The sequence below is a fragment of the Undibacterium parvum genome (genome assembly GCF_003955735.1).
GTDB classification, from domain to species: Bacteria; Pseudomonadota; Gammaproteobacteria; order Burkholderiales; family Burkholderiaceae_D; genus Undibacterium; species Undibacterium parvum.
Window position 1 is genome coordinate 4,753,702 of sequence record NZ_CP034464.1, and the last position, 24,613, is coordinate 4,778,314.

Annotated in this window: 24 protein-coding genes and 2 tRNA genes; 10 read left to right on the plus strand and 16 right to left on the minus strand. The window is 47.8% G+C overall.

The genetic code is table 11. The features are described from left to right. Positions 1-344 precede the first annotated feature (344 nt). The 10 genes from EJN92_RS20650 to EJN92_RS20695 form a co-directional block, all read right to left on the minus strand. The gene (locus EJN92_RS20650; RefSeq protein ID WP_126129557.1) at positions 345-1,727 is read right to left on the minus strand and encodes a NarK family nitrate/nitrite MFS transporter; all 1,383 of its coding nucleotides are present in this window, start codon (positions 1,725-1,727) and stop codon (positions 345-347) included. Positions 1,728-1,761: 34 nt separating this feature from the next. Further along, on the minus strand, positions 1,762-3,006 hold the full coding sequence (locus tag EJN92_RS20655; RefSeq protein ID WP_126129558.1) for an MFS transporter: 1,245 nt from the start codon (positions 3,004-3,006) through the stop codon (positions 1,762-1,764). A gap of 272 nt (positions 3,007-3,278) precedes the next feature. After that, positions 3,279-3,355, minus strand: a tRNA-Arg gene (locus tag EJN92_RS20660). Between the two features lie 66 nt (positions 3,356-3,421). Beyond that, positions 3,422-5,299 (minus strand): potassium transporter Kup, encoded by a 1,878-nt coding sequence (locus EJN92_RS20665; protein ID WP_126129559.1) that lies wholly within the window; start codon positions 5,297-5,299, stop codon positions 3,422-3,424. Between the two features lie 291 nt (positions 5,300-5,590). Further along, a tRNA-Ser gene (locus EJN92_RS20670) sits at positions 5,591-5,684 on the minus strand. A gap of 105 nt (positions 5,685-5,789) precedes the next feature. Continuing rightward, positions 5,790-7,049 carry an aspartate kinase gene (locus EJN92_RS20675; protein ID WP_126129560.1) on the minus strand — a complete coding sequence of 420 codons (1,260 nt, stop codon included), beginning with the start codon at positions 7,047-7,049 and terminating at the stop codon, positions 5,790-5,792. Between the two features lie 573 nt (positions 7,050-7,622). Further along, positions 7,623-8,189 carry a DUF1415 domain-containing protein gene (locus EJN92_RS20680; RefSeq protein WP_126129561.1) on the minus strand — a complete coding sequence of 189 codons (567 nt, stop codon included), beginning with the start codon at positions 8,187-8,189 and terminating at the stop codon, positions 7,623-7,625. 275 nt (positions 8,190-8,464) lie between these two features. Next, positions 8,465-9,145: an aquaporin Z gene (gene aqpZ / locus EJN92_RS20685; protein ID WP_126129562.1), complete on the minus strand. Its 681-nt coding sequence runs from the start codon at positions 9,143-9,145 to the stop codon at positions 8,465-8,467. A 337-nt stretch (positions 9,146-9,482) separates the two neighbouring features. Then, the gene (gene rpiA, locus EJN92_RS20690; protein ID WP_126129563.1) at positions 9,483-10,154 is read right to left on the minus strand and encodes a ribose-5-phosphate isomerase RpiA; all 672 of its coding nucleotides are present in this window, start codon (positions 10,152-10,154) and stop codon (positions 9,483-9,485) included. An 84-nt stretch (positions 10,155-10,238) separates the two neighbouring features. Beyond that, entirely contained in the window at positions 10,239-11,279 is a 1,041-nt protein-coding gene (locus EJN92_RS20695) for a serine/threonine protein kinase (RefSeq protein ID WP_126129564.1), read from the minus strand. Between the two features lie 96 nt (positions 11,280-11,375). On the opposite strand from EJN92_RS20695, the gene EJN92_RS20700 reads away from it, so the two are divergent. After that, on the plus strand, positions 11,376-12,077 hold the full coding sequence (locus EJN92_RS20700; protein ID WP_126129565.1) for a UPF0149 family protein: 702 nt from the start codon (positions 11,376-11,378) through the stop codon (positions 12,075-12,077). Between the two features lie 118 nt (positions 12,078-12,195). After that, positions 12,196-12,450, plus strand: coding sequence for an acyl-CoA-binding protein (locus EJN92_RS20705; protein WP_126129566.1), 255 nt, complete (start codon positions 12,196-12,198; stop codon positions 12,448-12,450). Between the two features lie 136 nt (positions 12,451-12,586). On the opposite strand, the gene EJN92_RS20710 is transcribed toward EJN92_RS20705, so the two are convergent. Beyond that, positions 12,587-13,564, minus strand: a complete 978-nt coding sequence (locus EJN92_RS20710; RefSeq protein WP_126129567.1) for a 2-hydroxyacid dehydrogenase — start codon at positions 13,562-13,564, stop codon at positions 12,587-12,589. A gap of 34 nt (positions 13,565-13,598) precedes the next feature. Next, on the minus strand, positions 13,599-14,984 hold the full coding sequence (locus tag EJN92_RS20715; protein ID WP_227869623.1) for a sodium:proton antiporter: 1,386 nt from the start codon (positions 14,982-14,984) through the stop codon (positions 13,599-13,601). 482 nt (positions 14,985-15,466) lie between these two features. Between EJN92_RS20715 and fdxA the strand changes: the two genes are divergently transcribed. The 6 genes from fdxA to nth all read left to right on the plus strand — a co-directional run bounded on the left by fdxA (position 15,467) and on the right by nth (position 20,166). Next, positions 15,467-15,790, plus strand: a complete 324-nt coding sequence (fdxA, locus tag EJN92_RS20720; protein ID WP_126129568.1) for a ferredoxin FdxA — start codon at positions 15,467-15,469, stop codon at positions 15,788-15,790. 38 nt (positions 15,791-15,828) lie between these two features. Continuing rightward, positions 15,829-16,896 carry an NAD(P)/FAD-dependent oxidoreductase gene (locus tag EJN92_RS20725; protein WP_126129569.1) on the plus strand — a complete coding sequence of 356 codons (1,068 nt, stop codon included), beginning with the start codon at positions 15,829-15,831 and terminating at the stop codon, positions 16,894-16,896. Between the two features lie 220 nt (positions 16,897-17,116). Continuing rightward, positions 17,117-18,352, plus strand: coding sequence for a polyhydroxyalkanoate depolymerase (locus tag EJN92_RS20730; RefSeq protein ID WP_126129570.1), 1,236 nt, complete (start codon positions 17,117-17,119; stop codon positions 18,350-18,352). A 160-nt stretch (positions 18,353-18,512) separates the two neighbouring features. Continuing rightward, positions 18,513-18,644: a hypothetical protein gene (locus tag EJN92_RS22035; RefSeq protein WP_265415593.1), complete on the plus strand. Its 132-nt coding sequence runs from the start codon at positions 18,513-18,515 to the stop codon at positions 18,642-18,644. Between the two features lie 135 nt (positions 18,645-18,779). Then, on the plus strand, positions 18,780-19,460 hold the full coding sequence (gene rsxB / locus EJN92_RS20740) for an electron transport complex subunit RsxB (protein WP_126129571.1): 681 nt from the start codon (positions 18,780-18,782) through the stop codon (positions 19,458-19,460). Positions 19,461-19,518: 58 nt separating this feature from the next. Then, entirely contained in the window at positions 19,519-20,166 is a 648-nt protein-coding gene (gene nth, locus EJN92_RS20745) for an endonuclease III (RefSeq protein WP_126129572.1), read from the plus strand. A gap of 92 nt (positions 20,167-20,258) precedes the next feature. Here nth and EJN92_RS20750 read toward each other — a convergent pair whose 3' ends face one another. Then, entirely contained in the window at positions 20,259-20,840 is a 582-nt protein-coding gene (locus tag EJN92_RS20750; protein ID WP_126129573.1) for a malonic semialdehyde reductase, read from the minus strand. Between the two features lie 125 nt (positions 20,841-20,965). On the opposite strand from EJN92_RS20750, the gene EJN92_RS20755 reads away from it, so the two are divergent. Beyond that, positions 20,966-21,394, plus strand: a complete 429-nt coding sequence (locus tag EJN92_RS20755) for a DUF1841 family protein (RefSeq protein WP_126129574.1) — start codon at positions 20,966-20,968, stop codon at positions 21,392-21,394. 46 nt (positions 21,395-21,440) lie between these two features. Here the strand turns inward: EJN92_RS20755 and EJN92_RS20760 are convergent, their stop codons facing one another. Together EJN92_RS20760 and EJN92_RS20765 are read right to left on the minus strand one after the other, a co-directional pair. Beyond that, positions 21,441-21,788 (minus strand): c-type cytochrome, encoded by a 348-nt coding sequence (locus EJN92_RS20760; protein ID WP_126129575.1) that lies wholly within the window; start codon positions 21,786-21,788, stop codon positions 21,441-21,443. Positions 21,789-21,803: 15 nt separating this feature from the next. Then, positions 21,804-22,124, minus strand: coding sequence for a c-type cytochrome (locus EJN92_RS20765; protein WP_126129576.1), 321 nt, complete (start codon positions 22,122-22,124; stop codon positions 21,804-21,806). A gap of 256 nt (positions 22,125-22,380) precedes the next feature. On the opposite strand from EJN92_RS20765, the gene EJN92_RS20770 reads away from it, so the two are divergent. Next, positions 22,381-23,235: an AAA family ATPase gene (locus EJN92_RS20770; RefSeq protein WP_126129577.1), complete on the plus strand. Its 855-nt coding sequence runs from the start codon at positions 22,381-22,383 to the stop codon at positions 23,233-23,235. 341 nt (positions 23,236-23,576) lie between these two features. On the opposite strand, the gene ilvC is transcribed toward EJN92_RS20770, so the two are convergent. Beyond that, positions 23,577-24,593, minus strand: coding sequence for a ketol-acid reductoisomerase (ilvC, locus tag EJN92_RS20775; protein WP_126129578.1), 1,017 nt, complete (start codon positions 24,591-24,593; stop codon positions 23,577-23,579). Positions 24,594-24,613 lie beyond the last annotated feature (20 nt).

The following is a 24,613-nucleotide window of genomic DNA, read 5'->3' on the forward strand; positions in this document are numbered from 1 at the left end:
GCACGCTGCCCACATCATTCATTACTTACATGCTAAGAGTGTAGGGACTTCGCCCGCCCTCGCCCATTCCTCGGTGCGCCAGAAGCTGCCATGCATTGGCACTAGACCCACTAGTCCTTTAGAACTAGTTAGGTCTTACGCAAAACCGCCCCAGCGTCGTTGCATCCGCCTTACCAGAGCAATTTTGCATAAGTCCGACTAGTGTATTTTTTAGCTGGCACGCCAGCACGCATATTCCATGCGGGTCTTGAGCCTATCTGGCCGGAGAGGCGCATCAACACTGCGCGCTGGCGTACCCCATAAAAAAACCTCCCTAAGGAGGTTTTTTCGAAACGGAGTAGTAATCAACAAGGCATTTCTGCGCCTTTACGCGAGTAATACCACCAAGTGATGACCATGCAACTAAGATAAAAAGCAATGAACGTATACAAGGCCATATCCGGTGCGCCTGTCATCTTGATCGAAGTACCAAAACTTTGTGGAATAAAGAAACCACCGTAAGCACCGATAGCGCCAGAAAAACCTAGCACCGCTGCTGATTCTTTCGCCGCATCCAGACGCGCCTGCTTAATCGCCAGATCGCCCTTACCAGCCACCGCACGTTCACGTTCAGTTTGGAAGATGATAGGTATCATGCAGAAAGTAGAACCATTACCCAAGCCGGTGAGTATGAACATACCGATAAAAGAAACTAAGAACACTATGAATTGATGATCGTGCAGCGCTGGCAAGATCCCTATGAGGATGGTTGCCACCATGGCGGCAAACACCCAAAAGGTTAATCTGGCACCGCCGACTTTATCCGAGAGAATTCCGCCTAATGGACGTGCCAGGGCTCCAGCTAAAGGTCCCAAAAATGCAAACTTAGTGACGTCAACCTCAGGGAACTGCGCTTTGATCAACATTGCAAAACCGGCAGAGAAACCAATAAAAGAGCCGAAGGTTCCGATGTACAACCAGCACATCAACCAATTGTGCTTGCGTTTAAAAATCACCGCTTGATCGGCAAAAGAAGCTTTAGCAGACGCGATATCGTTCATACCAAACCAGGCCGCGATGGTGGCAGCAATGATAAACGGTACCCAGATAAAACCAGCATTGGCCAACCAAAACATTTTGTCGGTATTGGTCTTGACGTTATGGTACAAAAATCCATCGCCCGAAATAGCCACCCCAAACATGGCGGAGGTGATCACGAATGGTGCGACAAACTGCACCACCGAGACCCCCAGATTGCCGATGCCGGCATTCATACCGGTGGCATAGCCCTTGCGCGACTTAGGAAAGAAGAAGCTGATGTTCGACATGCTGGAGCTGAAATTACCACCGCCCAAACCGCATAACAAGGCCAAGATCAATAAAGTCGAATAACTAGTGGTCGGATCTTGCAACGCAAAACCCATACCGATGGCAGGGATCAATAGACTCGCGGTTGAAATTGCAGTCCATTTACGGCCGCCAAAAATAGGGATCAAGAAGGAATAAAAAATGCGCAGAGTGGCACCAGACAGCGCCGGCAAGGCAGTCAGGAAAAACAACTGATCCTTACTAAACTTAAAGCCTGCCTTATCCAGATTAGCAGCTACCACGCTCCATAGCATCCACACTGAGAACGCCAGCATCAGGGCCGGAATCGAGATCCATAAATTACGATTCGCAATCGAACTACCTTCTTTACTCCAGAACTCGGTATTTTCCGGTTCCCATTTACTCAATACATGACTCATTTGAATACTCCTTTTAGAATTTTTTCAGACCGGATCAAGCTGCTGCCAGCGATTTCGCTTGCAGCATCGCTTCATTCTTAAACTGGAAGTGCATCCATACCAAAGAGACACAAACGGTGCCATACAAGAGCATGAAACAAGAACTACGCACACCGGTAATATCCACCATCGCGCCAAACATGATAGGCAAGACAAAGCCGCCTAAACCACCGGCTAAACCGACCACACCAGAAACCGCACCAATGTTGTGGCTATAGTCATCGGAAATAAATTTGAATACAGATGCCTTACCAACCGCCATCGCGATACCGACCACAAACAACAAGCTAGTAAAGACAACAGGAGTAAGGCTGATATGGAAATTTTGCATGCCTGTGACGGTCTTAATCGCGAAATCAGTTTGCGGATACGACAATAAGAAGAAGGCAACCCAGCAAACCCACATGACCCACCATGTCACCTTGTAAGCGCCGTACTTATCCGCTAACCAACCACCGAATGCACGCAACACACCGCCTGGGAGCGAGAAGCAGGCCGCCAACAAAGCGGCGCTCTTAATATCAAAACCGTACTCTGTCACGTAATACTTCACCATCCACAAACTGAGGCCAACGTAACCACCAAACACTACCGAGTAGTACTGGCAATAACGCCAAACCTTAGGGTCTTTCAACATCTTTAGTTGCGCCATAAAGCTGATACTCGATTTCACGTTATGTGCAGGATCGGTAGACGAGAACAACCAGAAGATCAAAGCGGCCGCCAACATCATGACGGCATATACCTTAGGCACCAGCGTCCAGCCAGCCGCAGCGATCAAGACCGGCGCAATAAATTTATTCACAGCGGCGCCAGAATTACCGGCACCGAAAATCCCCATCGCTAAGCCTTGCCGGTCTTTTTTAAACCAGCGCGCGACATAGGGCGTACCGACAGAAAAAGAACCACCAGCCAGACCGACAAATAGACCCAACACCAGAAAGTGCCAATATTCGGTGGCATAGCTAATCATATAAATAGGAATAACCGTCGACAGCATCAGCAGGAACAGCACGATACGACCACCAAAGCGGTCGGTCCAAATCCCTAGCGGTACCCGTATCAGGGAGCCGGTCAACACCGGCATTGCCGTCAGCAGACCAAACTGGGTTTCATTCAAGTGCAAGGCTGCCTTGATAGGGATACCTATCACGCCAAACATCATCCAGATGGTAAAACAGACCGTGAACGCCAAGGTACTGGACGCCAGTACCGAATAGGCCTTACTTTGACTTGCCATGATCAACTCCCTATGCTTTTATCAGTGCTATCAGGATAAAGAGAGTCGCGTCGGATAGAAATTACCCGTAAGGCTGAAATTAAGACGGCAGAAGTATGGGGAGATACGCCAAAAGAACTAGGCGATGTTTTACGCGCACGAAAAATTTGAAGTATTTTGAGAAAAATAGGCACTGCGGCAGCGCTTGTGCAGTCATAGTGTTTTGATCGCGCCTTATTTTAGTAAGGCGGAAAAGAAAAAAGGGACTAGATTTTCATCTAGTCCCTATATTCTGGTGCGGCTGGCAGGAATCGAACCCACGACCCCTTGGTTCGTAGCCAAGTACTCTATCCAGCTGAGCTACAGCCGCGAAAAACAAAATTATAGCACAGCTATTCGAGTTTTATAAGCCTTAATCGCTACTTTTACGTAGTTTTCAAATCTCAACTTGCGCGCCAACCTCAATCACACGATTACTCGGGATTTGATAGTAATCCGCCGCATCGCGTGCATTGCGTGACATTGTCACGAATAGACCCTCACGCCATCTGGCCATGCCACTACCTGGCGTAGAGATGATGGTTTGACGCGAAATAAAATACGAAGTTTCCATAGGCTCAAACTGCAAGCCATGCGGCGCGCATAGCGCCAGCACATTAGGAATATCAGGTTCATTTTTAAAGCCGTAAGAAACATCGATCTGATAGCAGGAATTACCCAAATCAGTGACCTTAATCCGGTCAGAAAACGGCACCCAAGGAATGTCCTTGTTATGCAAGGTCAGGAAAACGACGCGCTCATGCAAAATTTTATTGTGCGATAAATTGTGAAGCAAGGCATGCGGAACACCGTCAGCCTCACCGCGCAAAAATACCGCAGTTCCTGCCACTCGCACTGGTGCCGAAACAAACAAAGACTCTAGGAATTCTTCAAGCGGGATAGCGTGTTTTTTCAAATTATCAAAGACCAGTTCACGCCCACGCTTCCAGGTCAGCATGACGGTGAAAATCAGCAAACCAAGCGCAATTGGGAACCAGCCTCCACTGAAAAACTTGAGTGCATTCGAAGAGAACAAAGAAACATCGATCGCAAGGAAAAAACTAGTGGAGATCAGGCACAGAAACAAATTGTACTTCCAGCCAAAACGAATCACAAAGAATGTCAGCAATGAGGTCACCAACATCGTGCCAGTATTCGCAATTCCATACGCAGAAGCCAGATTCGAAGCAGAACCAAAACCTACAACGGCGCCGACTACGGCCAATAATTGCAACCAATTGGCCACCGGAATATAGATCTGACCTATCTCCATCGACGAGGTATGGATGATTTTCATCCTGGGCAAGAATCCCAGAGAAATCGCTTGTTTGGTCATCGAGAAAGTGCCAGAGATAGTCGATTGCGAGGCAATCACGGCCGCCATGGTCGACAACACCACCAGAGGATAAATACTCCAGTCACCTAGCTGGTTATAAAACGGGTTACTGACGGCAGCAGGATCGATGATTAACAAGGCCCCTTGTCCAAGATAATTTAAACCAAGGGAAGGGAACACGATTAAAAACCAAGCGGTGCGTATGGGCTTAGGGCCAAAATGCCCCATATCTGCATACAAAGCCTCAGAACCGGTAAATGCGAGCACCACCGCGCCCAAGGCAACGAAGGCCAGCCAGCCGTGACTCAACAGGAATTGCAAGGCATACCAAGGGTTAAATGCCTGCAAAATAGCCGGCACCCGCAGGATATTGTAAATACCCATACCAGCCAGGGCCAGGAACCAAACCAGCATGATAGGTCCAAAGAATTTCGCGATACCCGCCGTCCCCTTAGACTGCACAGAATACAAACCGATCAGCACGATCAAAGTAATGGGCACGACAAAGGGTTTTAAAGCCGGGGTTTTTTCCTGTATGCCTTCGATCGCCGACAATACCGACATCGCCGGGGTAATCACGCCATCACCATAAAACAGCGAGGCGCCCAGCAAGCCCAATACGGTTAAAGGGAAATACAGGCGAGAGTTTTTACTGACCGACTCCAAACCGAGAGCCGTCAAGGCCATGATACCGCCCTCACCTCGATTACTGGCGCGTAAAACGAGAGTGACATATTTCAGCGAGACGATAAAAATCAAGCCCCACAAGATCAGTGAAACAATACCGAAAATATTATCTTGCGTTAAGGCTAATCCATGTTTGGGAGCAAAAACTTCTTGCATCGTATAGAGAGGACTCGTACCGATATCACCATAAACGATACCGACGGCAGCAACCGTGAGTGCAGCAAGGCTGCTTTTTGTGTGTTGTGTAGACAAGTGAACACCTTATTGACATTGGTGCATTGCACAATAGGCGATTAAGAAGTTATTTTCAAGGAACAGATTCAAAATACCTAAGAATATGCTCAAGTACAACATCCATCGAATTTTAGACAATCTCTGCTTGCCAGTGACCACAAAAGAGGCTAATCAGAAATCGCTTTGTATCTTACTTTGCTTCTTACTTTGCTTCTTACTTTTATATTTAAATCATTCCTGGTGCTCACTCCAACAAAGCAGCAGGAAGCACAAAAGAAAATGCCCGCTTGCGCGGGCATAAATCTTTACTGGAGGAGATGGTGAGATTCGAACTCACGATTCGGGGTTAAGCCCAAATGCTTCCTTAGCAGGGAAGTGCCTTCGGCCACTCGGCCACATCTCCACACTATTGCTACCAATCGTTCTTGGCAACAATTAAGATAAAAATTATAGCTAGTCGACCAATCTTTGTCAAGATAAGCGAGTGAATAATTTTATCAAAGCGGAATTAATGAACCTCAGCCGACTCCAGACCAAACGCCTTATGCAGCGAGCGCACCGCCAACTCCATATATTTCTCGTCGATCAGAACTGAAATTTTGATCTCAGAAGTAGAAATCATTTGAATGTTAATGCCCTCTTCCGACAAGGTACGGAACATTTGCGATGCGATACCAACATGACTGCGCATACCGACACCGACCACGGACACTTTAGATACTTTTGGGTCGCCAATGATACTGCCGGTAGAAATGTGCTCTTTCACATCGCCACTCAATACTTCCATCGCCTTATTATATTCACCGCGCGGTACTGTGAAAGTAAAGTCAGTCTTACCATCTACCGACTGGTTCTGGATGATCATGTCGACTTCAATATTTGCGTCGGCGATAGGACCGAGAATTTGATACGCAATACCTGGCTTGTCTGGTACGCCAAAAACGGTGATCTTAGCCTCGTCACGGTTAAACGCGATGCCTGTGATGGTAGCTTGTTCCATGTGTGTATCTTCCTCAAACGAAATCAGGGTGCCCGAACTGGCTTCTTCTTCCAGCGGGATTAAAGGGTCTGTCAAGGATGACAGGACGCGAGTCGGCATGCGGTAGTTACCGGCAAACTCAACCGAGCGGATTTGCAGAACTTTCGAGCCTAAAGAGGCCATCTCCAACATTTCTTCGAAAGTCACCGTCTTCAAGCGGCGCGCATCGGTCACCACGCGTGGATCGGTGGTGTAGACACCATCGACATCAGTAAAGATCATGCACTCTTGCGCCTTCAAAGCAGCGGCAATTGCTACTGCTGAAGTATCCGAACCGCCGCGACCTAAAGTAGTGACATTGCCACACTCATCGACGCCCTGGAAACCAGTGATAATCACGATTTTTCCAGCATCCAGATCGGCGCGCACTTTGGCGTCATCGATAGAGGCAATACGCGCCTTGGTGTGCGAAGAATCGGTCTTGATCGCGACTTGCCAACCAGCATAAGAGACTGCTTGCTTGCCGATAGACAGCAATGCCATCGCCAATAAACCAACCGAGACCTGCTCGCCGGTGGCGGCGATTGCATCGAGTTCACGCGGGTCAGGCTCAGACATAATCTCTTTGGCCAGCGCGATAATACGATTGGTCTCGCCAGACATTGCAGACGGTACCACCACGATTTGGTGACCAGCGTCATGCCATTTTGCGACGCGTTTTGCGACGTTTTTGATGCGCTCAGTAGAGCCCATCGATGTACCGCCGTATTTGTGGACAATTAAAGCCATAGAATTTGAGAATCGGTAGAGGACAAGGGTGAAAAAAGCGTTAAAACAACCTGTTACTCTACATGCTGCTACGCAAAATAACAAGGCGGCACTGCTTAAAATTTAAGCAGTAAAAACCGGAAATACTGGATTTCCTAAACAAGATGCTTAATTTTTGATCGATGCCCAAGAAAATTATGAAAAATATTTTTCATTTAATTTCTCAACATCAAAGCCTAGGGCGCATATCGCGTCCAAGAACACATTCATTTAATGGGGTATATGAAAAAACATGCTTATCTGCGCATGATCTGTGCGGATCTTAAAATATACCCCACCCCAGTATATTTAATTACTTGGTCAGCAAAGCCTGAATTTGTAAAATTATAAAAATAATTTTACAAATTACCTTGCGATATAAGGATATAAAAACTTGATAGGCTTTTCCGAATAAAATCTCGGAAATACTTTTGATACGCACCGCATTGTCTTGCTGAAAGCTTATTCAGCGCGCTTTATTTTGCCGATTAACGGAAAAACCCAACCGAGCAAAAAAATAGTCGAATCAGGCCGCAGCAAAAAATTGGCGTTTAATCAAGCCTTAACTTGTGCTGGAAATAATTTTTTCCAGCCATCCAAGCCCAACTCTCGCAAAGTTTGCATATTTTTCTCGTAGATATCGTCCGCCTCGGGGAATGCTTGCACCGCCCTATCGATACTTTCTTCACGCAGCAGATGCAGAGTCGGAAACGGTGAACGATTGGTGAAATTTTCTATGTCATCAGGCTCGGTATCGGCAAACTGATAGTCAGGATGGAAACTGGCCACTTGCAAAATACCGTCCAGATCCAGGTCTTCCAAGGCGGCATCAGCAATATCTAGGAATTCGTTGTAATCCAAAAAATCACTCAACGCGTTCGGATGAATTAACAAGGTGGTTTCTATCTTATCTGCATTCGCCTCGGCCAACACTTCGAGTTCACGTATCAAGTCTTGCAATAGCTCTTCCGGGGTGGTCGCAAGGCTGACAAAATACCGGATTTGCTGTTTGATGTGCACCGCTTTCGCGAAGGGACACAGATTGAGCCCGATCACGGCCTTCTCTAGCCAGTCTTGAGTCGAAGCAATGATTTCTTCAGAGGTGAGCGCAGGATGGGTCATGGTAATCTAAGGAGGAGTGTGAGTAAGCCTACAGGATAGCTGCTCTCATGACGCAATGCATCAATTTAGATCAAAACCAGCTTAAATTTAAGCCAAGGCACGAAAAGAAAAAGCAGTGCGTTCAGACCTGGCTCGATTAAGCCTATCCCAGCGCACTGCCGACAAAACAGACATCATTACTACAATTATTACAATTACTCCAATTACTGCAACGAGAGCTAGCGACCGCAATCCCTGCCACTACTCCCTGCCACTACTCCCTGTCACTACTCCCGCTACTCGGAAGCGACCGCCTTGTAAGTCAGCGCGCCCAAGACCGCACCCACGATAGGTGCCAGCCAGAATAACCACAACTGCTCCACTGCCCAGCCGCCCACATACACCGCGACCCCAGTACTACGTGCAGGATTCACCGAAGTGCCGGTGACAGGAATACTGATTAGATGGATTAAGGTCAAACCCAGACCGATCGCGATAGGCGCAAAACCTTGCGGAGCGCGCTTATCCGTTGCGCCCATAATAATAAACAGAAACATCATGGTCATTACCACTTCCGTTATCAAGGCTGCCTGCATAGAATAGCCGCCCAAAGAATGCTCGCCATAACCATTCGAGGCAAACGCATTGAGGGTGAAATCGGCTTTACCACTAGCAATCAGATACAAGACGCCGCCCGCAACGATACCCCCAGCGACCTGTGCCACGATATACGGCAGTAGTTTATTGGCAGGAAAACGGCCACCAGCCCACAATCCTATGGACACCGCTGGATTCAGATGACAACCCGAAATATGGCCGATGGCGTAGGCCATCGTCAACACCGTCAAACCGAAAGCCAGTGAGACGCCGTGCAAACCTATGCCCAAAGCGGGGAAAGCCGCCGCTAACACAGCACTGCCACAACCGCCCAGCACCAACCAAAAGGTCCCTATAAATTCCGCGCCATATTGTTTCATGTGTTCCTCTGTATTAAATAGGCATAGCAGCGATAAGCCAAGAGATGCGGCGTTCGGGCTGGCTAGCCATGGTTAAGAAATGAAAAGCAGATTTTTAGACTGGTCAGGCAAGACTAAATAAAATGCATTTTTCGCATTGCATTTTATTCTATAAATGCGGTAATTTCGACAATAGTTTGCGCATAATCAATGCAAATGTGGAGATTTAACCATCTTTAAAGCTTGCTTATGAATTCCAAGATAGGAACGCCAAGATACCAAGCCCAAGTCACACGCCACAAACAAAAAGCCGCGAGCACCAAGGCGCTCGCGGCTTTTTAAATTTCACTGCAATTATTTAGAACTTTAAAGTCTTCACACCTTCCGCTGTTCCCAGCAAACATACATCAGCGCCCTGTTTTGCAAACAAACCCACCGTCACGACCCCGACGATGTTATTGATTTCAGCTTCTAAGGCAATCGGGTCTTCAATTTGCATGCCATGCATATCGATGATGTAGTTACCGTTATCGGTAATCAGCGGCACGCCGTCTTTTAAGCGCAGACGCGCTTCGCCGCCAAATGCACTTAGCTTGCGCGCCACCACTGCTTGCGCCATAGGGATCACTTCAACCGGCAGCGGGAAGCGTCCTAAACGGTTCACCAGTTTTGAGCCATCAGCGATGCAGACGAATTGCTTTGCGACTGAGGCGACAATTTTTTCACGCGTCAAGGCGGCACCGCCCCCTTTAATCATCGCACCTTGCGCCGTGATCTCATCGGCACCATCGATATACACCGACATCGCCTCGACTTGATTGAGGTCAAACACCGCGATACCATGGCCGCGCAGTCGCTCCGCCGTTGCTTCAGATGAGGCCACTGCCCCCTTGATCTTGTGTTTAATTTTAGCCAATTCGTCGATGAAAAAATTCGCGGTCGAGCCGGTGCCGACGCCAACGATTTCACCTTCAACTACATAGTGAATGGCGGCTTGCGCAACAGCTAGTTTGAGTTCGTCTTGAGTCATGATAGGTCTATGTGCTGAGTAAAAAAGTAAAAAATAAATATGATTTTTGGTGGCTGAAATAGGCGAAAAGCGGCGTTCTATTGGCTACACCACCAACGGTGGCTCGTCCAGGATGGCTAATTGCTCGCGTAACTCGAGTATTCTATCCTGCCAATAACGCTGAGTATTAAACCAGGGGAAAGCCAGCTTAAAGGCTGGATCGTCCCAGCGCTGCGCCAACCATGCCGAATAATGCAAGAGGCGCAGACTGCGCAGTGCCTCGATCAAATGCAATTGACGCGGCTGAAAATCAAAAAAATCTTCATAGCCGGCCAAAATATCACAAAGCTGCGCCGTCATTTCAGCGCGACTACCCGATAACAGCATCCAGAGATCCTGGATCGCGGGCCCCATTCGACTATCGTCAAAATCCACAAAATGCGGCCCCGGATGGGCGCCACTATCGGTCCACAGCACATTGCCCATGTGGCAATCGCCATGCAAGCGTATCAAAGGATAGTCGCCTGCTTTATCGAAACAAGCAGCCACCGCATCGATGAGCAAACTGCTGATACTCAGATAGGCGGGCCGTATATCAACAGGAATAAAGTCATGCTCAAGTAAAAACTTGACTGGCTGACGCCCGAAATTTTCTAGGTCCAGCGTCGGTCTATGCTGATACGCACTGAGCGCACCATGCGCATGAATGCGCCCAATAAAGCGTCCTAACCACTCTAAGGTGTCGGCGCGGTCTAATTCAGGCGCGCGCCCACCCTGGCGGCTAAACACCGAGAATCGATAGCCCTGAAAATGATGCAAACTTTGACCAGCTGCGTCGACTAAAGCCGGCACCACCGGAATTTCCGCCTGACTCAGGGCGCTGACGAAGGCATGCTCTTCGAGGATGGCGGCATCAGTCCAGCGCTGCGGGCGATAGAATTTCGCAACTAGGGGCGCGCCCTCCTCCATGCCTAGCTGATAGACACGATTTTCGTAACTATTTAAAGCCAGCAGCCGTCCATCACATTGAAAACCCGCACTATGCAAGGCATCGAGCACGCAATCGGGGCTGAGCCCGGCAAAAGAGTCTGGGTCATCAGATCGCGCCGCTAGCGGCGACTCAGAGGGAGGAAAAAGTTCAGTCATAGGCAATATTGTACGTGCAATCCCCCACGAGAGCGGGACAAAGCGCTACACTTCGCTTATTCAAATTTCAGCTTATTTCTAATTAAGAGCCCCAACATGCATTTAGACGAACCCCTGAGCGACAAAGAATTCAACGAACTCGACAAATTTTTGATGTCAGATCGCGTTGGCGACGAAGGCATGACCATGGATGCCTTACATGGCTACCTGACCGCAATTGCATTGGGGCCTGAGGCAATCGCCATGGCGGAATGGCTGCCACTGGTTTGGGGTTTGCCAGATCAGGCAGAGCCAACATTTAAGAACGAAAAAGAATTGCAGCGCATTTCCAATTTAATCGCGCGCTTCATGAACGAGATACAAATTACCTTTGAGGTCGCACCGCAAGAATTCGAGCCGCTATTTTGCGTCATGGAGCAAGACGGCAAAGAACTCATCGATGGCGAAACCTGGGCTTGGGGTTTTTGGGAAGGCATGCAATTGCGCGAAGAAGCATGGGAAGCAGCCTGGGAATCCGATGAGATCGCCCCTTTGCTGACCACGATTTACTTGCTGGGCGCAGAAGAGATAGAAGAAAACGAATTGACGCTGGTCGACACGCCAGAGAAATGTCATCACTTATCGCTGCAATTGGAAGCTTCGATTCCGCTGATACGCCGTTTCTGGGCACCTTTACGCAAGTCCGGCGTGACCACCGTCAAGCGCGATGCGCCTAAAGTGGGTCGCAATGATCCCTGCCCATGTGGTAGCGGTAAAAAATACAAGGCCTGCTGCGGCGCTGAGCCTACCATCCATTAACACCACCCCCTCCTCAGGCGCAGCTTCAGCGCCTGAGCACATACTCTAAGTATCTGCTTTAGTAGCACAAATTTGTGTGCTACTTTAGCGGCTTTCCACTTTGTAACCGGAGTTATCCATGAGCCTGTTAGACCAATTCAACCAAGCCCAAATCGATTCTAAGAATTTACCAGAACGTCCAGATAACATGACTTTGCTCAAGATCTACGCTCTGTACAAGCAAGGCAGCACCGGTGACGCTACGGGCGACCGTCCAGGCATGACCGACTTCGTAGCACGCGCCAAGTTTGATGGCTGGGCTGCGCTATCGGGCACCAGCAAAGATGCCGCGATGCAACAATACATCGATTTAGTCGAAGGTCTGAAAGACTAATTGATCGGTCTCGTACTAAGCGGTCTCGTACTATCGCAACAATTTGTCAGAAACGAGGGGAGTATATTTTCTAGCCCGCATAGATAATGCGCGATACCCAGGAAAATACCAGCTACTCCCCTCTAGTATCCTGAATCTATGAAGAAGCTTCGGGATTCAACAAATGCGGCGGTCGCTGATGCGTCAAACCCGCAATCAAATTATCCGCAGCACAATTTGCCATCGCACGCCGGGTCGCGGCCGAGGCACTGGCAATATGCGGTGTCAAGACCACATTCTTCAAAGTCAAAAAATCAGGATTCAGATTCGGCTCGCCTTCAAATACATCGAGGCCGGCAGCCGCTATTTTGTTCTGCCGTAAAGCAGCGATTAAAGCCGCATCATCCACGATACCACCACGCGCCACATTGACCAAAGTAGCCGATGGCCGCAGCATGGCCAACTCAGCGGCGCCTATCGCATGATGGGTGGCCGCTGAATACGGCAAAATGAGGATCAGATGATCAGCCCTACTTAGCAATTCTTGCTTGCTCACATACTGCGCATTGTTGGCGTAACTCTCTTGCTCAGGGCTTAAGCGGCTACGATTGTGATACAGCACTTGCATATCAAAACCCATAGAGCGGCGTGCAATCGCCTGCCCTATTCTTCCCATGCCCAGTATCCCCAAGGTCGCACCATGCAGGTCGGCACCGAGAAAGGCATCGTAACTCCACTTATCCCATTTTCCCGCCCGTAAATAATGCTCGGCTTCGGTGATTCTACGCGCCGTTGCCATCAGCAAGGCCCAGGCAAAATCGGCCGTAGTTTGATTTAAAACATCGGGGGTATTACTGGCCATAACCTGAAATTGCGTACAAGCTGCCAAATCAATATTGTCATAGCCGACCGCCATGTTCGCCACCATTTTCAGCCTCGGTGTCTGCGCCAATAACTGCGCATCAATCCGCGCACTACCGGTGCACAGCAAGCCCTGCTTGCCGTGTAATTTAGCGACCAATTCTTGCGGCGTAAAGATCAGGTCATCTTGATTAGTCTCTAACTCGAAATGTTCAGCTAAGCGCGCCAGCGTCTGCGGAAAAATCGCACGTGCGACTAAAATTGCGGGTTTCATCGTCGGTGAATTATCTTTGCGTAAATTTATTTATTTAAAAAAAAAGCACGGTCATTAAGCCGAACAAGGGCAACAAGATGCCGCAAGACCAAGTCATGTAGGCAAAAAAGGAAGGCATGACGATGCCGCGCTGTTCGGCGATCGATTTCACCATCATATTGGGGGCGTTGCCGATATAACTCATCGCCCCCATAAACACAGAACCACAAGAAATTGCCGCCAGCGTGCCCGCCATTGACCCCATCAACACGCTAGCATCACCGCCCGCTGTATTGAAAAATACCAGATAGGTAGGCGCATTATCAAGAAACGAAGAGAGCGCACCACTCGCCCAAAAATACATGGCATTAATAGGCTGCCCCTGCGCATCTGATACTGCATGTATCACCGCTGAAAAAGCGCCCGATGGGCCCGCCTTTAGGATAGCGATGACCGGAATAATAGTGACAAAAATCGCAGCAAATAATTTTGCCACCTCACTCATTGGTGACCAGGCGAACTCATTACCTAAGCGCGCCGAGGCTCCATCTGGCACCCACTTTAGCGAAATGCCCAACACCAGCAACAAGCCAACATCGCGCAAGACATTCTGCAATTCTAAGTCAAGCCCAAACAGCGCAAAGCTAATGCCTGGTTTCCAGGCTCCACTCATCAACACCAAAGCAACCACCAAAGCCAACAAGGCGAAGTTCAGCTTACCTTCGATACTAATTGCCGAATCGGGCGTAGGATCGGAGCGTATCGGCAACTCTTCCTCTCTACGATGGTAGTAATATTTATCCAATGCATAAAAAATCGCCAGCAGACTGCAGCAAAGAAACAAGGTATGCACACTGAGGTGTTTGAGCGTCCACAAAAAGTCTACGCCCTGTAAATAACCTAAAAATAGCGGCGGATCACCCAGGGGCGTCAAAGCGCCACCCGCATTAGCGACTAAAAAAATAAAGAACACCATCACATGCTGCACATGCTGGCGATTATCGTTGGCTCGTATCAAAGGGCGCACCATTAACATGGCGGCTCCAGTGGTTCCCATCAGGCTAGCCAAGGCGGTTCCTATCGCTAGCAAACCCACATTTAACTCAGGAGTGCCGTGTAAATTACCATGCACGCAAATGCCGCCGGCCACCGCAAATAAAGTCAACAGCAAAATAATGAAAGGCAAATACTCGGCAAACAAAGTATGACTAATTAAAAGTGCAACCGTTTCCAGTCCATATTGCACAGCGCAAGGCAATACAAACATTAAGCCCCACCCTGCCGCAATTTTTCCAAAATGTTGATGCCATACGCGCGGCAAGAACAGGGGCAGCAAAGCGATGCTCAGTAATAAGCCAACAAATGGAATCGCGAACCAAGCCGGTAACTGGGCGCCATCTAGCGCACTCGCTTGCGCTGAATTAGTACTAAAACCAAGCAAGATCGCTAAACAGCATACTGGCCACTGCCGCCAGCAAATTGAGCAATGAGTGCGAAAATTAACCAGGTAAGCTGAGAGTCTCTTTATCATCATCGTATTTTAGTTTTGTAGATCGCGACTAAGCTCAGCTATAGCAAGAAGCCTTAGTTGCGGGTAATGAGTAGCTCAGCATCATAGACGAGTTGCACAAGGACAAACAAATTTTTTGCGCATCACCCCTGAAACAAGACAAATATTTTTTCAAACTTCAGCCCCATACTTAGATTTATCTCAATACGTGACATGTGCATTCCATTAGAATCCATGGCGCATAAGGAGCGTACTTAAATTGCCCTATAAAAGTGCACACACATTTGCTTATTCGTAATTTATCTAAGTCCCGTTTGTTAGTTACGTAGAATTACCTTAAAATACAGGGCTTCGCAGCTATTGACGTAATGATGGCTGTGCCCAATACCCCGTTTTTTGAAGATAGGCCTGTTATGACCCACGTTGTGACCGAATCTTGCATCCGTTGCCGCTATACCGATTGTGTGGATGTATGCCCGGTGGACTGCTTCCGCGCAGGTCCAAATTTCCTGATCATCGATCCAGATGAATGTATAGATTGCGCCGTATGCGTCGCGGAATGCCCAGTCAATGCAATTTACGCTGAGGAAGATGTGCCTGCCAATCAACAGCAGTTCATCAAGATCAATGCCGACTTAACGCCTAACTGGCCGTCCATCACAAAAACCACCGCGCCTCTGGCCGATGCCGATGACTGGAAAGACGTACAAGACAAATTGCAATACCTGACGCGTTAATTAATCTGCGCTGATTTTCACTGAGAATCCCCAGTTGTATGGAAAATAAACAAAGCAGCACTAGCAAGCTTATAGAAGCCGATGCCGTCATCATCGGCGCCGGTCCTGTTGGCCTGTTTCAAGTGTTTGAGCTCGGCCTCTTAGAAATTAAAGCGCACGTGATTGATTCTTTGCCTGTGGTAGGCGGACAATGCGTAGAACTGTATCCAGACAAGCCGATTTACGACATCCCTGCCGTACCAGTCTGCACCGGCCAAGAATTGACCGACAACTTACTCAAGCAAATCGAGCCATTTTCGCCTACCTTTCACCTGAATCAAGAAGTTACTTTGGTGCAGCGCAGAGAAGATGGTCGCTTTGATCTGGAAACCTCGCTAGGTCAAAAGTTCATCACAAAAACTATTTTCATCGCGGCTGGCGTTGGTTCATTTCAGCCGCGCACTTTGAAAGTAGAAGGCATAGAAGCTTTCGAAGGTTCGCAAGTTTTTTATCGGGTGAAAAATCCTAGCCAGTTCGAGGGTAAAAACCTGGTGATTTGCGGTGGTGGCGACTCAGCCCTCGATTGGGCATTGGCCTTGGCAGGCAAGGCAGAGTCGGTAGTGATACTGCATCGTCGTGACGATTTCCGCGCCGCCCCGTCTTCGGTCGCAAAAATGAAGGAAATGTGCGACAACTTCGAGATGCAATTCATCATCGGTCAAGTCAGCGGCATAGAAACAAAAGATGACAAGCTAAGCGAACTCAAAGTTACTGGTGCAGATGGCGTCACCCGCCGCTTGCCTTTAGATGATTTACTGGTGTTTTTTGGTCTATCGCCAAAGCTTGGCCCTATCGCCGATTGGGGTCTGGACATAGAGCGCAAACAACTCAAAGTAATCAGTACCGAGAAGTTTGAAACCAATGTTCCAGGTATTTTTGCGGTTGGTGATATCAATACCTATCCAGGCAAGAAAAAACTAATACTGTCTGGCTTCCACGAAGCTGCACTGGCCGCTTTTGGCGCTGCTGCTTATATTTTCCCTGAAAAGAAAATTCATATGCAGTACACCACTACCTCGCCCAAATTGCATAAAATTTTGGGTGTGGAAACGCCAGTTTTCGATTAAATTGATCGAATTTAAAATAAAAAGGCATCGCGAAACTCGCGATGCCTTTTTTACATAAGCACCGAGTATAAAAACATGGATTTAACAGTATTTATCAATCCTAAGCGCGACATTTGAATGGCTTTGCGACAAAATCCTTAAAGTGGTTTATGATGCAATGCAACATCTTAGTATTTTTATTCAAAATCTGAATTGATACACTTATCCGAAAGACTTGATCATGCTCTATCAATTTCATGAACTTAGCCGCGCACTCATGACGCCTATGACCCAATGGGCAGAAGCTTCATCGAAGATGTTTGCCAATCCTATTTCTCCGCTAGCACATACGCCTTATGCGCAAAGGATTGCGGCTGGCTACGAACTAATGTTTCGACTCGGCAAAGATTATGAAAAACCGCAATTTGAGATCAACTCGGTTACGATCAACGGCCAGGACGTTGCGATTTTAGAGAGTTCAGTGACAGACAAGGCTTTTTGTAAATTACTGCATTTCAAAAAAGACCTACCGCCCAAAGAATTAAGTAAATTAAAGCAAGCAAAAGTCTTGTTGGTTGCACCTTTATCTGGCCACCACTCGACTTTATTGCGTGACACGGTACGCAGCCTATTGCCGCAACACGATGTCTACGTCACCGATTGGATAGATGCACGCACCGTGCCACTGTCTGAGGGGCCATTTCATCTGGATGATTACATCGCCTACGTACAAGAGTTCATCCGTCAACTAGGTCCTGATGTGCATGTGATTGCCGTTTGTCAGCCTACGGTACCGGTACTCGCTGCGATCGCCTTGATGGCGACGGCGAAAGATCCAAAACTACCAAAAACTATGACGATGATGGGCGGCCCTATTGACCCACGTAAATCACCGACGCAAGTCAATAATCTGGCAACCGAAAAGAAATTTTCCTGGTTTGAAAATACCGTGATTTACAGTGTACCTGGCCATTTCCCTGGGCACGGTCGCAAGGTATATCCAGGCTTCTTGCAACATACGGGTTTTGTAGCCATGAATCCAAACCACCATGCGCAAAGTCACTGGGATTTCTATCAGCATCTGGTTCAAGGTGATGACGAATCGGCCGAACAGCATAGAAAATTCTACGACGAATACAATGCGGTACTCGACATGCCGGCCGAATACTATCTGGAGACAATTAAAACTGTATTCCAAGAGTTTCGTCTGCCTATGGGAACCTGGGAGGTTGCTGGCAAATTGGTTCGCCCTCAAGATATCAAGACAGTTGCCTTATTTACGGTAGAAGGCGAGCTCGATGATATATCCGGCCCAGGTCAAACCCAAGCAGCGCATGACTTGTGTAGCGGTATTCCGCAGAAGATGAAACAAGATTTCGTGGCACCGGGTTGCGGTCATTACGGTATTTTCTCAGGTCGCCGCTGGCGTGAAATAATTTGTCCAAAAATTGGCGAATTCATTAAGACCCATTCTTGACACTAAAAAAACCGCTGTTGTTCAGGCGGTTTTTTTGTATATACTTAATTGCTAATCGTTGTCTGTTTTAGTGCCAATCCCAAGGAATGCTATGCGCCTCATATTCGCCCTACTAATTGCATCATCCTTCGCCGGATGCGGTAAAAATGATGCCCCTGCCATGAAAATTGCAGAACCTCAACGCGAACAATTACAAAAGGCAAAAGAAGTCGACCAAGTTTTACAAAAAGCGGCAGAAAGTCAGCGCTTGGCAATCGATGCGGCGACAGCTAGTCAAACGGCTGACAAATAAGTTGGCGAGGAAGTTGGCAAGTAAGTTGCCGACTAAGCGCTGAGACATCCATAGAAAATCTGGCTATCTGTTTGTAAGCTTAGTTAATTCCAAGGATAATAGCGCCCTTAGCATTTACCTACGAATAGACACTCTGTGCCATCAACTCTTGCCGACCAAATCGAAGATCTATTGCCGCAGACTCAGTGTACCAAGTGCGGCTACCCAGCCTGTCGGCCTTATGCAGTGGCTATCGCCGACGGACTAGCCAGATACAATCAATGCCCACCAGGTGGTCAAGAAGGCGTTGCCAGACTGGCGAACTTACTTGGCAAGCCCGTCATTGCACTTAATCTCACGCATGGCCATGAGCGAGCACGCCTGGTTGCCATCATTGAAGAAGCCTATTGCATAGGCTGTACTTTATGCATACAGGCCTGCCCAGTCGATGCCATACTAGGTGCCGCTAAACAAATGCATACTGTGCTTCCCGAACTATGTACCGGCTGCGATTTATGCGTCGCGCCTTGTCCAGTCGACTGTATCAGCATGGTCAACGTCAGCGCAGAGAAAACTGGCTGGGACGCCTGGACCGAAACGCAGGCCGCGCAGGCGAGAAAGCATTACGAATCTCGGCAGACACGACTAGTCCGTGAGCAACAAGAAAATGAAGAAAGACTGCTAGCGAAAGCCCGCGAGAAATTACGCGCAGTTTCTTCCGAGCCAGCCTTGAGCGCAGAACAAGCAGCGGAGAAGGAAAGAAAACGTCAGATCATTTCTGCTGCGATAGAACGCGCGCAACAAAGAAAACGAGATTCCGAAACGCCAGAAAGCTAAATTAAAATCAAGTCAGATTTACTTTACGCACTCAATCAAAGATAAGAGAATTGAATCGATGAATGCAGCAAAACGACACGAAATTTTCGTTCGCCTGAAGCGGCAAAATCCTACGCCAACCACAGAATTAGAATACACCACGCCGTTTGAACTGCTCATCGCGGTTCTACTATCAGCGCAAGCGACCGACGTCTCGGTGAATAAAGCGACGAGAAAACTCTACCCTGTCGCGAATACCCCGGAAAAAATTTATGCACTGGGAGTTGACGGTCTAATACCGTATATTCAAACAATCGGTCTATTTCGCACCAAGGCGAAAAATGTTATTGAAACCTGCCGATTACTCATGACGCAGCACGACAGCATCGTGCCACGCACAAGAGAGGCTTTAGAGGCACTACCCGGTGTGGGGCGCAAAACCGCCAACGTGGTGCTCAATACCGCCTTTGGAGTCGCCACCATTGCGGTGGACACGCACATTTTTCGAGTCGGCAACCGCACCGGTTTGGCACCTGGAAAAAATGTGGATATCGTTGAAGAAAAATTGATGAAATTTGTCCCCAGCGAATTTTTTCTTGACGCCCATCACTGGCTGATCCTACATGGCCGCTATACCTGCACGGCGCGCTCGCCAAAATGCTGGAACTGCATGATCGCTGACCTGTGTGACTACAAACAAAAAACGCCCCTACCAGAGAAGGTATAAAGACGTTCTTTATTTTGATACTGCGCGCCATAATTAAGCAAATCAACACCATTTGCCTCAGGCTTTGGCTTAGCCAATTCTAAGGATAAGCATTAGGCTATCTTGCAAGCCTCGTCAAAAGCCAGGCGTGGTGAACGAGGGAATAATTTTGCGGCATCGCCATAACCCAGATTGCAGATAAAATTAGCCTTAACCTCCGTACCTGCGAAAAAAGCGGCATTGACTTGATCCGCATCAAAGCCAGACATGGGGCCACAATCCAAACCAAGAGCACGCGCTGCTAACATTAAATAGGCTCCCTGCAAAGACGAGTTACGAAACGCGGTGGCATCAATCAAAGCCTGATTACCCGCAAACCAGGCGCGTGCATCAGCGTGCGGGAACAGTGTAGGTAATTGCTCGTAAAATGCCATATCCATGCCTATGATAACGGTGACCGGTGCAGTTCTGGTTTTATCCTGATTACCTGGCCCTACACAAGCCAAAAGCTTGTTTTTCTCTGCCTCCGATTTAACAAAGACTAGGCGCGCTGGCGAACAATTAGCGGAGGTCGGCCCCCACTTCATCAGATCATAAATAGCATGCAATTGCTCATCGCTCACAGGCTTATTTTGCCACTCATTATGAGTGCGGGCATTGCTAAACAAGAGGGCGAGATTTTCTGGCGTCAACATGGTGTTTCCTTTTTTATCGGTATCAACGCCCGATAATACCCGAAGTAAGTCTATCCTTCAGCGCATGAAATCTAGATACACCGTAAAATACCCCTATTTATATCCCTAGCATTCAATATTCAAACATGTTCACCCCTAGCCAGCAAGATGTGCGTCGTTTTTTTTGTGACAGCTTTAAAAAGTCACACGCCAGAGAAATTCTCACCCCGCTCGAGGCAATCGCCGCTGATTGGATACATCAACATCCCGAATACGATCAGATTTTGAGTAATTTGGAAGCTGCGTTAGAGGCGGATTACAGCGTGGATCAAGGCAAGGGCAATCCATTTTTACATCTGTCCATGCACTTATCTATTTCGGAACAGATTTCAGTAGATCAACCACGTGGCGTAAAACATGCCTTTCAGATTCTGGCGAAAAAACTTAATTCTGAACACGAAGCACACCACCAAATGATGGAGTGCCTCGGTGAAATGATGTGGAACTCACAGAGGACGAGCTTGCCACCAGATGGCGAAGCGTATATCGAAGCACTGCGCAAACGCGCTAGCTAAAAAAAAGCCACGCTAACAGCGTGGCTTTTTTTATTCTACATGCTACTTATTTTTGCAAAACCAGAGTACCTGGCAAGCTATGAATATACGCAGAAATATTTTGGATATCGGTGTTTGACAAAGCCTTAGCCTGCGCACCCATAATCGCATTCCCTCGACCATATGCACCATCAGTACCACGCTGATAAGCCTTCAAAGCCTGGGCGAGATAGTCTTTATGTTGTCCCGCCAACTTAGGATAACTCGGGTCTATCGGTGTGCTGTAATTAGCACCGTGACAGGATGCGCAATTAAACTTTTCTGCGGCTAATTTACCGGCCTCGATATTGCCACCAGCAATTGCAGCAAACGAAGAAACTGAGAGCAGTAAAGCTAATAAAGTATTTTTTTTCATAATCTGCCCTTATTTTTATTTTTGTTGAGAGTAGTAAGCCGCCAGATCAGCAACATCTTGATCGCTCAGACTGCCCGCTATGCCGCGCATGGATGGATGCTTACGCTCACCCTTGCGGTAAGCCTTCAGCGCACTTTCTATGTAGGCTGCAGATTGACCACCTATCATAGGTACCTGATACACCTCAGGGAAAGTTGCTTTGTAACCGGGGATCGCATGGCAACCTATGCACATCGCGACTTTATTTTCAGCAGCCTTGGCATTGCCAACTATATCTGCGGCAGCGGCAAACTGGGTAAGGCTCGCCAGAGCGAGGAGAGCGAACAATTTTTTCATATTGGCGGAGATCGTGTTATCTAATGATATGGTTTGATACAACACAACATTCTAGCTGATTATGCTCAAATTTGCGTTAAAAACCTAGCGCTTGGGGGTCAACAAGCCCACTTTTATGTGTCTGATATGCCGCAAATGGAAAAACGACTTACTAGACCCGATGAGGAATAGCACAAGCGTTCGCAAGCAAGCCGATTCTCGCTTATACTTTGCGTTAAACCCACCCCTTCTTAAGACAACAACATTCACGCAAAACATGAAACAGGCAACCCGATTTGATGGCGCACAAAATTATGTCGCGACCGATGATTTAAAACTGGCAGTCAATGCCGCTCTGACCCTGCAACGGCCTTTACTAATCAAAGGCGAGCCCGGTACCGGAAAAACCATGTTGGCAGAAGAAGTCGCTAGCGCCCTCAATATGCCCTTGATGCAATGGCATATTAAGTCGACCACAAAAGCCCAGCAAGGCCTCTATGAATACGATGCAGTGTCACGCCTACGTGATTCACAGCTAGGTGACGAACGCGTCAAGGACATCCACAATTACATCGTCAAAGGTGTGTTGTGGCAAGCGTTTACTGCCAATGAACCGGTCGTTCTGTTAATCGATGAAATTGATAAGGCCGACATCGAATTCCCTAACGACTTACTACGTGAACTAGATCGTATGGAATTTTACGTCTATGAAACGCGCGAAATGGTCAGAGCCGTACATAGACCCTTGGTAATCATCACGTCTAACAACGAAAAAGAATTACCCGATGCATTTTTACGTCGCTGCTTCTTCCATTACATCAAATTCCCAGACAAAGAGACGATGCAACAAATCGTCGATGTCCACTTCCCTAAGCTCAAAAGTGATTTATTAGCACAAGCCTTGCAAACCTTCTATGAAGTACGTGATATCGCAGGCTTAAAGAAAAAACCATCGACGTCCGAATTGCTGGACTGGCTAAAATTATTGCTGGCCGAAGATATTCCTGCAGAGATCCTGCGCGGAAAAGATCAGAAACTAGCGATACCTCCGCTGCACGGCGCACTCTTGAAGAATGAACAGGATGTCCATTTGTTTGAGCGTCTGGTCTATATGTCGCGCACCAACCGCTAAAACCAACTAATAACTACGATGCCAAATAGGGGGAGCAATGCCCCCCCTATTCCGGCTAGTTAGAAACCTCGATTAGCTTAGTCCACGGTTGCCGATTTAAAAAAATACCAGGCATAGGCTCAGTGCGCAATATCCATGCGCCTCTCCAAGGCATTGCCTCGCAAAGCCGCATGGATACTGGGCGCTAGGCCATTGCACTTTTCAAATTTCAATTTCCAATTTTGATTGCGCATAAACGAAAAAAAACCGCCCATTTGGACGGTTTTCATTGTGATCACGCCGAGAATAGCACTCCGTAATAGCAAGTGCCCCGTGCAGTGATTTTTCGTTTAGTTCTTAGCTTAGTTCTTGGCTTGATCAACTAACTTGTTTTTGGCAATCCAAGGCATCATCGCACGCAATTTTGCGCCGACTTCTTCAATTTGATGCTCGGAAGTCAAACGACGACGGGAGATCAAAGTTGGTGCACCAGCCTTGTTTTCCAGAATGAAGCTCTTCGCGTATTCACCAGTCTGAATATCTTTCAAGCATTGACGCATAGCGTCTTTGGTTGCAGAAGTGACGACTTTCGGGCCAGTCACATATTCGCCGTATTCTGCATTGTTAGAGATTGAGTAATTCATGTTGGCGATACCGCCTTCATAGATCAAATCAACGATCAATTTCAACTCATGCAGACATTCGAAGTAAGCCATTTCTGGGGCATAACCAGCTTCAACCAAAGTCTCAAAGCCAGCTTTGATCAATTCAACTGCGCCGCCGCACAAAACAGCTTGTTCGCCGAACAAATCTGTTTCAGTTTCTTCACGGAAGTTGGTTTCGATGATACCAGCACGACCACCACCGTTTGCCATCGAATATGACAAAGCGATATCACGGGCAGAACCGGATTTATCTTGGTACACAGCGATCAAATGAGGTACACCACCACCTTGCGCGTAAGTACCACGCACTGTGTGACCTGGCGCTTTTGGCGCAACCATGATGACATCTAAATCAGCACGTGGCACGACTTGACCATAATGCACGTTAAAACCGTGAGCAAATGCCAATACGGCACCTTGCTTGGCGTGCGGCGCGACGTTTTCGCTGTAAACCTGAGCGATATTTTCGTCTGGCAACAAGATCATTATGACGTCAGCGGCTTTAACTGCATCATTCACTTCCATCACGTTCAGACCGGCATTTTTTGCTTTATCCCAAGACGCGCCACCTTTACGCAGAGCCACAGTTACCTTGCAACCTGAATCATTCAAGTTTTGTGCATGGGCATGACCTTGTGAACCGTAACCGATGATAGTAACGTTCTTGCCTTTGATCAGGGACAGGTCGCAATCTTTATCGTAGAAAACTTTCATTTTTATTCCTAATAGTGTAA